Source organism: Hydrogenimonas sp. (assembly GCF_029932565.1).
GTDB lineage: Bacteria > Campylobacterota > Campylobacteria > Campylobacterales > Hydrogenimonadaceae > Hydrogenimonas.
Map to the genome: position 1 here is coordinate 1 of NZ_JAOZPV010000069.1, position 9,727 is coordinate 9,727.

A 9,727-nucleotide genomic window follows, 5' to 3' on the forward strand; every position below is an offset into this window, starting at 1 on the left:
CTAGAACCCATCTCAAAAATCCCCATAGGCGGTAACGGAAGCGATTTTGCTTCCTATCGCGGCGGTTCGACGCAGGCGTGGCCAAAGCCACGTCAAGGAGAACCAACAAAGAGAGGGGGCAAAAGCGCTCCGCCCGTAAGGGTGGCACCCAAAAAGCACGCTGATTTCGTTGAAAATGCTCGACGCAGCTTTGGCTGCGCCTTGCGCTTTTCGCCTCGTTATCGCACCTTTTGGGTGCCATTCCCGCCTATGGGGATTTTTGAGATGGGTTCTACTCACACCCCACCCCGAAACGCGGCGCATCGTAATCGACCGGTTCGTCGCTGTAGACGTTCACGTCCCAGGCTTCGGCCAGCCCTTTTTCGTCCAGGCACTGCGTCTGGAAAAACTCCTGTATCGCTTTTCGGTTGCAGTGAGCTTCGAAGCTCTCCCTGTCCGCCCAGATTTCGTTGAAGACGATCGGATAGTCGTCCGATCCGCCCGCGCAGGGATTCTCGATCCGCCGCGTCACGATGTACTGAAGGCACCCGTCTTCCCGCAGTGTATCGGGCTCCAGTGCCTTGAGCACCTCGAAAAGCTCGGCATCTTTCCCCTCTTTCGCCCGAAACCTCGCAATACAGTAAATCTTTTTCGACATGTCACCTCCTCACATTCTAACATTCTCACATTCCCACAATGTCAATGGACAATCTGCGTTCCGATCCCCTCGCTGGTAAAGATCTCCAGCAAAATCGAGTGCTCGATGCGGCCGTCGATGATATGCGCCTTGTCCACACCTCCCTGTATCGCTTCGAGACAGGCGTCGACTTTGGGTACCATCCCACCGCTGATCACCCCTTCGTGTTTGAGTATATCGATTTTTTCGGTACCGAGGGTTCCGATCAGATTGCCGTCACTGTCCAGAACACCCGGCGTATCGGTCAGGAAGACGACTTTCGTGGCATGCAGTGCGACAGCGATTTTACTCGCGGCGAGATCGGCATTGATATTGAAGCCGGGTTCGCCCGGATCTTTGCTGGCCGCGATTGGGGCGATGACCGGAATGAAATCTTCGTTCATCAGGTTCTGGACCACTTCGGCATGAATATCCTCGATGATACCGGTATAGCCGAATTTGCTGCGATCTTTCGCCCGTGCCTGGATAAAGTGGGCATCTTTGCCGCTGATGCCGATCGCTTTGGAGCCGTGATCGTTCAAAAGCGAAACGATCTCTTTGTTGACCTCGCCGCTGAGAACCATTTCGGCGATACGCATCGCCTCTTTCGTCGTTACACGCTGCCCGTCTACAAACGACGTTTCGATCCCGAGATCCGCCAGAAGCTGCGTGATTTTCGGCCCGCCGCCATGCACAACGACAGGACGGATGCCGACAAGATGCATCAGCACGATATCCTGTGCGAACTTCTCTTTCAAATCGGGATTGATCTGCGCCGCACCGCCATATTTGATGACAATCGTCTTTCCCGCAAACTTCCTGATGAAAGGAAGCGTGTCGAGCAGTGTTTGGACGACTTGCATTTTCTTTTGCATTGTTACTCCGAATAAAATGGTTTCCAATGTCGTTGAGTATATCAGTTTGGAAGTAAAAAGTCGATGAGAGCGCGTTTCAGTCGATCACCAGGACCCAGCGGAACTGCAGGATGTCGGTTCGGCTGCTCATCGTCGGATCGACACCTTCACCGCCCCCGCCGTCGCAATGGGCGTGGCTCCACTGCACGTGAAACTGATGGGCTTTTCGCGGATGCCATACGAATCCGAACGATGCAATGTCCATTTTTCCCCCTTCGATGTCGCCGTCATCGAGATCGAAATAGGAGTAGCGAGCCGAAAGCTCCAAAGCGCCCCACCCCCCTTCGTTGAAATTGAGAGACGGGGTGATACGCCGTACAACACCGCGACGATAATTGTAGCCGCGATGTTCTCCGGTCACAAAGTAGTTGATCGCCACATGGTATCCCCAGAAAGTTGGATCACCGTGTGTGGACGAATCGACGGCAGTTACCGTATATTCGGACGCCAGCCATAAGGGCCCGTCGAGGTAGCTGAGCTCCAGATTGACCGTATTGGAAGATTTCGCGGCAAATTCACCTGTATCGAGCCAGGATGTGGAAAAATAGAATTCCGGCCCGACATCGTAACGGATTTTTCCCTCCTGTATATCTTCGTAACGGTAGGATGCACCCAGATGAAGAAGCCTCTCCTTGTCCGGATCGGCATAGGCGACAGTTGTTATTCGTCCTATGTACTGGCGATTCGACTCTTCATAATCGAGGTCGTCCTCGTCGAGCCAGTCATTGAAATAGCCGGCACGCCAGTGGATTCTTTCGTTCCACACGAGATCGGAAAAGGTGATGCCGATATTGCGCGAAGGAAGCAGTGCATCCAGATGCATCGGGCGCTCCATGACCTGCTCGAACACCAGTCCCATCGATCGTTCCATCGAAATAGGCTCTTTCATTTTGCCAATCTGCATACGTCCATATTTTCCCCACATCGGAATGCCGAGCTCACAGTCGAGCAGTGTAAAGGGATCGGTCGTCGAGCTGTCGTAATCCTGTTGAACGGAGTTGATCGAACCCGTCACCAGGTAGACCCATGGTGTTTCAAAGTTGATCGTGCCGCCAAAACCGAGTCGCAGCCCCCGAATGTCGAAACGGTCGTAATGACTCATGTCACCCACATGATCTCTGCTTTTGTCATCCTGGTAAAAATGGGCGGCATCCACGGCGAGCATCGCCAGCGCACGCATGTTGACCCACTTCGTATTCAGCGCGTTCCAGTCGTAGGCAGATGCATTCATTTCGTTGCTTATCATGGGCGGATAGCGATAGATTTCGCTTCCCGACAGGCCGGTCACCACTCCGCAAAAAAGAGAAACCGCGAGGATCGGGCGCATCATCCGTCTGCTTTCTCGGAACAGTTTCATCTGATATTCCGGTAATTCTGCATAAAATCGGCCACCCTCTCCGCAATAGCGGGTTCGAGTTTCAGTTCGAGTTTCAATATGGCCATCGAAAATCCGAATCTTTCCAGTTTCACGGCATCTTTTTCGGTCGTCAGAATTTTTCCCACTCCGGCCTTTGCCATCTTCTTTTCAATCGCCCCTTTGTCGAACCAGGCATGGTCGGGAAGAATCAGTCTCTCTTTGACAAGCTCCCGGGGCAAAAAGGGCTCCAGCCGCGCGGGATTGGCGATTGCGGTAACCAGAAGCATCGGCTCGTCACACCCCTTGCACGTAACGATACGCTCGAAATCCTTTCCCTCCGTCAGAAGCAGATCGGCAGATCTTTTTTCGAAAGGAAATTCACGAAAGGGACCGGAAGGAAACGGCAGTATGTTCGGAATGGAACGCGGAAAGAGCAGAATTTCGAACTTTTCGATATCGACTTTGCTGAATCCGTCATCGAGAAAAACGATTTCCGCTCCCAACGACTTCGATTCCTCGATCGCCTTTTTTCGATCCTCGCTGACAATGACGGTGGCATTCGGCAAAGAGAGAGCCAGCAGCATCGCTTCGTCTCCACTGGTTTCGACATCGGTTTTTATCTCTCCCCATTGGCTGACGACAACCATTCCCCTGCTCTTTCGCCCATAGCCGCGCAAAACCACGGCAGGTTTGTCGAACCGTTTTGCCAACGCGATCGTCATCGGTGTCTTTCCGCTGCCTCCTACCAGAAGGTTGCCGACACTGATAATCGGAATATCGTAATCTTTTCGTACGGCTATGCGACGTCGAATCCACATGATGGAACCGTAGAGCAACGAGAGAGGAAGAAGTGCCAAAGCGACGATCCAATGGTACCACTCGGGTCGGTAATAGAGGTGTTCGAAGAAATGTACGATGTGAGTTTTGATCTGCATGGAATGAGATGTCAGTGAAAGAGGCGACAGACCTCTTTCACTGAACAGGGTGCATCAGATGTGCGCCGCAGCGACCTCTTTGACAGCATTGCAGACATACTCGACGTCACTGTCGCTCATATTGTGGTAGATCGGCAGCGAAAGCACCTGCTGATAGGTCTGCAGCGCCTGCTGGAAGTCGTTGACACGCAATCCGTATTTCTGTTTGTAGTAGCTCATCAGATGGAGCGGAATGTAGTGCAGACCGGTATGGACACCCTTCTCTTTCAGCGCACGGGCGAAACCGTCGCGGTTCCGGTCGATGCGGATGATATAGAGCTGGTAGATATGGTCGCGTTTCTTGGTGGGCAGTGTCACATGCTTGATGCCGTCGAGGGCTTCGTCGTACATTTTCGCGATCGCCTGGCGGCGGGCGATCATTTTGTCCACGCGGCTGTACTGCGCCAGTGCATAGGCCGCATCGAGAACACTGATGTCATATTTGCACCCGATATCGACGACATCGTACATATATTCGAGGTTGCCGTATTTGTCCCATCCGTCCGACTGGATCGCATGGTTGCGAAGCAGAATGGAACGCGCGTAAAGCGTGTCATCTTCGCACAGCAGCATGCCCGCATTCGCGATGGAGTGTTTCATATGGGGCGAAAAACTGAAGCAGGTAATGTCGGCACCTGTGGCGCCGATCGGTGTGCCGTTGTAGGTTCCACCCATCGCATCGCTCGCATCCTCGACGATTTTGATGTTGTATTTGGTCGCGATATCGTAGAGTCTGTCCAGATCGGTCGGCTGTCCCCCGACATGATTGATGATGGCCCCCTTCAGCTTTTTCGAGCTGTTCTCCTCGAGAACCTTCTCGAATGCGTCGAGATCGATGTTGAAATCGTCACTGTCGATATCGACGAAGATCGGTTCGGCGTCGAAATGGCGGACGACTTCCGGCACGGACGGGAATGAATTGACCGAGCAGATGATCTTGTCGCCCCGTTTGAGGTCCATCGCACACATGGCCAGATGAAGTGCCGATGTACCGCTGTTGGTCGAAACGGCATACGTTGCACCGGTCTTTTTCACAAATGCCTTTTCGAGGTCTACGATCTTCGTTTCACCCTCGAGATCGAGAACCTGTTCGATCTGTTCGCGTTCTACACTGCTGATATCGGGTTTGAAAAAAGGAATCTCTCGTGCCACGTCATGCTCCTGTAAAAGTGTTGATCTATAATACTGAAAAAATTATTAATAACAGCTTTTATATATAATCGGGAGATATAAGTTAGATTCCAATCAGTCGCACTTCTTCGCACCCATACGCTTCAATTCACTGCAGGCAAATCCGGCCGCACGCCGCGCTTCGATGTTCAGCTGCAGCGTTTTCTCTTCCAGTCCCGGGTAGAAACGGTCGATGATGTCGAAATAGACAGACGTATCGAGCCCCCTCTCTTCGCATACCGTTTTGAACCATCGGTCCCCTTTGGCCACATGCGAGACCTCCTCATCCAGTATAACCGTCAATGCGTCGACTATGGCATCGAGCATCGGCGATGCAGGATAGCTTTTGAGCCGTTTGATGATTTTCGGATTGGCATCCAGACCGTTCGCTTCCAGATAGCGCGGTACGACAGCCATTCGTTCCAAAACGTCGCCGCCGCTTTTTCTTCCGGCGTCGAACAGTGCCGTATGGACAGGATAGTCGCCATATGTCACCCCAACTTTTTTCATCAATTCATCGAGCATCCCGAAATGTCTCACTTCGTCGTGAGCCACCTCGATCCAGTCGAGGTAGTAATCAAACGGCATATGACGGAAGCGATAGGCCGAATCGAGTGCGAGATCGATCGCGCTGTATTCGATATGGGCGATGGCGTGCAGAAGAATGCCCTGCCCTTCGGGATTGTCGAAATGTTTTCGTTTCGGAACGTCACGCGGGCGGACAATCGTCACGATGGAGGCATAGGAGGGTTCCTCCACCGTTTCGACCGGTGAATCGTGATCGAACACGAGACGTTTTCGCTTCAAATTTGTGTACAATACCTCAACGAGACCTCCCTTTTTCTCAGGGTCGCTCTCACGCAGTGCACGCAGTGTCTCTTTGAAAAATTCCATAGGAAAGTATAGCATGAAGATTCAGATGCAGCCCATGGGCGCATACCAGACCAACTGTTATATCGTGACCGTCGACGGAAAAGATTTCATCGTCGACCCGGGCGTCGGTGCGACGGAGTGGGTCATCGCCCACACGACGAACCCCGTCGCCATCCTCAATACCCATGGCCACTTCGACCATGTCTGGAGCAATGCCGAACTGAAAGAGCGGCTGAAAGTTCCCATCTACTGTCCCGAAGGCGACGTTTTCATGCTCGAGAAAGACCCATTTTCCCAGGGAACCCCTTCGAGCCGGGCCGATGTCGCCGTCAAACCGGACGAAACGGTTATCATCGAAGGGATCGGCATGAAATTTCTCCATTTTCCCGGACATACCCCCGGTACGAGCGCCATCGAACTGGGCGATATCTGGTTTTGTGGAGATTTTCTTTTCAAAGGCTCGATCGGTCGAGTCGACTTTCCCTACTCCGATCCGACGGCGATGAAAAAAAGTCTCGAACGGGCTATGGAATACCCCAAAAACGTCACGCTTCATCCGGGCCACGGACCCAATACCACGCTCGAAGCCGAAAAACGGGTGATACCCTACTGGATCAAAGCGATTTAAAAAATTGGAAATTGGAAATTTGTCATTGGGGAAAATGGAAGCGGCATAGCCGCATCCTCAACTTTTAACTTTTCACCAGAACCCATCTCAAAAATCCGCATAGGCGGGAATCTTTGAGATGGGTTCTAAAATTCACTCCTCGTCTTTGACGAGCTTGAGCTTGAGCACATGGCGCTCCAGTACGACCGCCATAAACTCCCCTTCGAATACTTTGATATCCTCGAAATAGCCGACGACGTGAATATTGCGTTTTCTTGCCTCTTTGTAGAGTTCCTTCGCTTCAAATACGACCCGATCCCCCACTTTGACGGGGGAAAGAAAACGGCATTCACTGCTGACAAGTACGACGTTGGGATCGTTGACAGCCGCCATCGCAGCAAAATCGGCCGCTGCAAAGGTAAATCCACCGTGTACCAGCCCCATCTCATCGACAACCATTTCACGGGTGGTATCGAGTTCGACTCTGGCATATCCCACATCCAGTTCCACCAGCGTCCCGCACAATGATTGATCGATACGCAGATGCGTACGCAGTTCCACTTTTCCAGGAAATTCCGTAGATCCCTGCTCCGTTTCGATCTCTTCGTTACTCTCTTCCGCCATCTTCTATTTCCTATACGTTTTGATATAGAGACGTTTGGGAGCCGGATACCCTTCGACCGTCAATGCGGGATTTTCGGGGTGCAAAAAGTCCTGCAGGCTTTCGCCCTGCATCCATTCGGTCTTCCGCTGCTCATCGGGTTCGGTTTTGACGATTTCAAGCAGATCGAAACCTTCGAACCCCGCTTTCCTGCACCAATGTTCCAGTGCAGGGATTGTCGGAATGAAATGGACGTTGGAAATTTTCGAATAGGTCGATTCCGGAACGAGACAGATCGGTTCGTCACCTTCGATCATAAAAGTATCGAGGATGAGCTCCCCGCCCCGTTTGAGACTCTGCTTCAAAGATTTCAACGCAACAATCGGATCACTCCGATGGTAGAGTACTCCCAAACAAAACACTGTATCAAACATATCGGCAAAGCCGCGCATATGTTCAATCCCCAGCATCTCATACCGAAGCGTATCGCTGCCGACAAAACGGTTGACCAGGTCGAACTGCGAGCGGAAAAGAGGAGACGGATCGACACCCAGAACCATTTTCGGATTGAATTCGAGCATCCTGAACATGTAGTAGCCGTTGTTGCAGCCGACATCCGCGACACGCTTGTTTTCGAGATCGAGATAGGGTCTGAGAAGGTTGTATTTTTTGAAGCTCCGCCATTCGCTGTCGATCTTCACACCAAACAGATCGAAGGGCCCTTTGCGCCAGGGCATCATCATTCTGGCCACTTTTTCGATCTGCGCAACACTCTCTTCGGTTATCGAATCGCTTCGAAGGGTAATCCAGTCTCCCAACTCCACATCAACATCTCTGATGGATGGCAACGCCTCGATTGCGCGGCGGATCGGCGCAATATTTTTCCATCTGAGCCATGATTCACGTTCTTTGATGATCTCTTCAATATTCATAAAGAGGATTATAGTAAAATTAGACCTCATCTCAAAAGTTCCGGAGAGAAACAGTATGACAATGCAAAAGAGAGCCACGATCGTCAGTTCATCGGTCGCCACGATACTGGTTATCGTCAAACTGATCGTCGGCATCATCAGCGGATCGGTCGCCGTTCTCGCCTCGGCCATCGACTCGGGTCTCGATCTCGCTGTCTCACTTTTCAATTACTTCGCCGTGACCAACGCCGAAAAACCGGCCAGTGAAAAGTTCAATTACGGGCTGGGAAAAGTCGAAGCGATTGCGGCGGTCATTGAAGGCGTCATCATTACGATGTCGGGTCTTTTCATCGGCTACAAAGCGATTATGAAGATCATCCACCCCGAACCGATCACACATCTCGACGCATCGATCGGCGTCATGCTCCTCTCCATCGTCATGACGGGTGCACTGGTGGCCTATCTGAACCATGTGGCGAAGGTGACTCAGAATATGGTCATCAAATCGGATGCCCTCCATTACAAAACCGACCTCCTGAGCAACGGGGCCATCCTGATTTCGCTGGCTGTCATCTATTTCACCGACTTTTTCATGGTCGACGCGATTCTTGGTATTCTGATCGCCATCTATATCATCTATTCCGCTTACGAGCTGATTCACGAAGGTATCCTGATGCTGCTCGATGTGGCACTCGAAGATGAAATCGTGGAAAAAATCAAAGAGGTCATCGTCAGCGAACCGGGCATTACGGATTATCACTGGCTCAAAACACGGAAAGCGGGCAGTGACTATTTTGTCGATGTCCACCTGGTTTTCAATCCGGAAATGTCGCTGCTCGAAGCACACAGGATCGGGGACAACGTAGAGGAGAAGATCAAAGTGATCGATCCGAAAGCCGACTGGCTCATCAATATTCACCTGGACCCGTATGACGACTCTGAAATAAATGTGGAGGAAACCGGGCAATTTGCCGGAAGCAGTTCAAAATAGCAGTGATTTCGCTGAGCCGCTTCGAACGCGGCTCGAATCTTTACAGTTTTACTCTTCGCACTTCTCGATGCCGAGTTTGTGCAGCAGCACTTCAAAAAAGTTTCCGCCCTCTTTGTCGTAATCGTCGTTGAATTCGACATAGAACGCGTACGGCGCTTCTCCAGCCTTTTCGCTGTTTTCAAAAACGACCGGTTTGTCTCCTGTCTCTTTAATCGTCTCCTCGATTGCCCGCAGAATCTCCTCTTTGAGTTCAGGGTGCTCTTTGAAGACCAGCTGAAGCCCTTCGTAGCGCTCTTCACGTCTGAAATAAGCCTGAATCTGCCCACAGCGATTCGGCGTTCGTGCTTCTGACATAATCGTTTCTCCTTCCTATGCGTATAACAAAATAAATATCGGCTTTTTTAATTATATTGCGCGTATTGTACAATGTGCTTCTTATTTTTGCAACACTACAGACTGTTTTGCATGACTTTTTGATTATTTTTTAAGTTTGATAAATGATTTTACGCAGAAATCATCGAGTCAGTTGATAAACAAGCCATGCGCCGCCGGCATGGCTCGGATCGAAAAGAGCTTCTATCTCGCGTAGTTGATCGCCCGCGTCTCCCGTATCACGTTGACTTTGATCTCGCCGGGATACTGCACGCTCTTTTTATCAGTTCTCGGCTCCGCCG

At 51.3% G+C, this 9,727-nt stretch carries 11 protein-coding genes; 2 read left to right on the forward strand and 9 right to left on the reverse strand.

The annotated features are described in order from the left end of the window. Window positions 1-271: 271 nt before the first annotated feature. From Q1K24_RS07905 to Q1K24_RS07930, 6 genes are all read right to left on the reverse strand, one after another. Entirely contained in the window at window positions 272-637 is a 366-nt protein-coding gene (locus tag Q1K24_RS07905; protein ID WP_300368519.1) for a putative quinol monooxygenase, read from the reverse strand. A 41-nt stretch (window positions 638-678) separates the two neighbouring features. Beyond that, window positions 679-1,530, reverse strand: coding sequence for an acetylglutamate kinase (gene argB / locus Q1K24_RS07910; RefSeq protein WP_300368522.1), 852 nt, complete (start codon window positions 1,528-1,530; stop codon window positions 679-681). A 76-nt stretch (window positions 1,531-1,606) separates the two neighbouring features. Beyond that, window positions 1,607-2,926 carry a porin gene (locus Q1K24_RS07915; protein ID WP_300368525.1) on the reverse strand — a complete coding sequence of 440 codons (1,320 nt, stop codon included), beginning with the start codon at window positions 2,924-2,926 and terminating at the stop codon, window positions 1,607-1,609. Next, the gene (locus tag Q1K24_RS07920; protein WP_300368528.1) at window positions 2,923-3,861 is read right to left on the reverse strand and encodes a tetraacyldisaccharide 4'-kinase; all 939 of its coding nucleotides are present in this window, start codon (window positions 3,859-3,861) and stop codon (window positions 2,923-2,925) included. The genes Q1K24_RS07915 and Q1K24_RS07920 overlap by 4 nt, the downstream gene beginning before the upstream one ends. Window positions 3,862-3,915: 54 nt before the next feature. Continuing rightward, entirely contained in the window at window positions 3,916-5,052 is a 1,137-nt protein-coding gene (locus tag Q1K24_RS07925) for a DegT/DnrJ/EryC1/StrS family aminotransferase (RefSeq protein ID WP_300368531.1), read from the reverse strand. A 93-nt stretch (window positions 5,053-5,145) separates the two neighbouring features. Further along, the gene (locus tag Q1K24_RS07930; protein WP_300368534.1) at window positions 5,146-5,964 is read right to left on the reverse strand and encodes a ferritin-like domain-containing protein; all 819 of its coding nucleotides are present in this window, start codon (window positions 5,962-5,964) and stop codon (window positions 5,146-5,148) included. 13 nt (window positions 5,965-5,977) lie between these two features. On the opposite strand from Q1K24_RS07930, the gene Q1K24_RS07935 reads away from it, so the two are divergent. Further along, complete coding sequence (locus tag Q1K24_RS07935) at window positions 5,978-6,571, forward strand: MBL fold metallo-hydrolase (protein WP_300368538.1); 594 nt, start codon at window positions 5,978-5,980, stop codon at window positions 6,569-6,571. Between the two features lie 132 nt (window positions 6,572-6,703). On the opposite strand, the gene Q1K24_RS07940 is transcribed toward Q1K24_RS07935, so the two are convergent. Next, complete coding sequence (locus tag Q1K24_RS07940) at window positions 6,704-7,174, reverse strand: hotdog domain-containing protein (RefSeq protein WP_300368541.1); 471 nt, start codon at window positions 7,172-7,174, stop codon at window positions 6,704-6,706. Between the two features lie 3 nt (window positions 7,175-7,177). Then, complete coding sequence (gene cmoB, locus Q1K24_RS07945) at window positions 7,178-8,113, reverse strand: tRNA 5-methoxyuridine(34)/uridine 5-oxyacetic acid(34) synthase CmoB (protein ID WP_366903774.1); 936 nt, start codon at window positions 8,111-8,113, stop codon at window positions 7,178-7,180. 31 nt (window positions 8,114-8,144) lie between these two features. On the opposite strand from cmoB, the gene Q1K24_RS07950 reads away from it, so the two are divergent. Next, window positions 8,145-9,053: a cation diffusion facilitator family transporter gene (locus tag Q1K24_RS07950; protein ID WP_366903776.1), complete on the forward strand. Its 909-nt coding sequence runs from the start codon at window positions 8,145-8,147 to the stop codon at window positions 9,051-9,053. 48 nt (window positions 9,054-9,101) lie between these two features. Here the strand turns inward: Q1K24_RS07950 and Q1K24_RS07955 are convergent, their stop codons facing one another. Further along, a complete protein-coding gene (locus tag Q1K24_RS07955) occupies window positions 9,102-9,407 on the reverse strand; it encodes a hypothetical protein (RefSeq protein ID WP_300368547.1) in 306 nt (101 codons plus the stop codon). Between the last annotated feature and the right edge of the window lie 320 nt (window positions 9,408-9,727).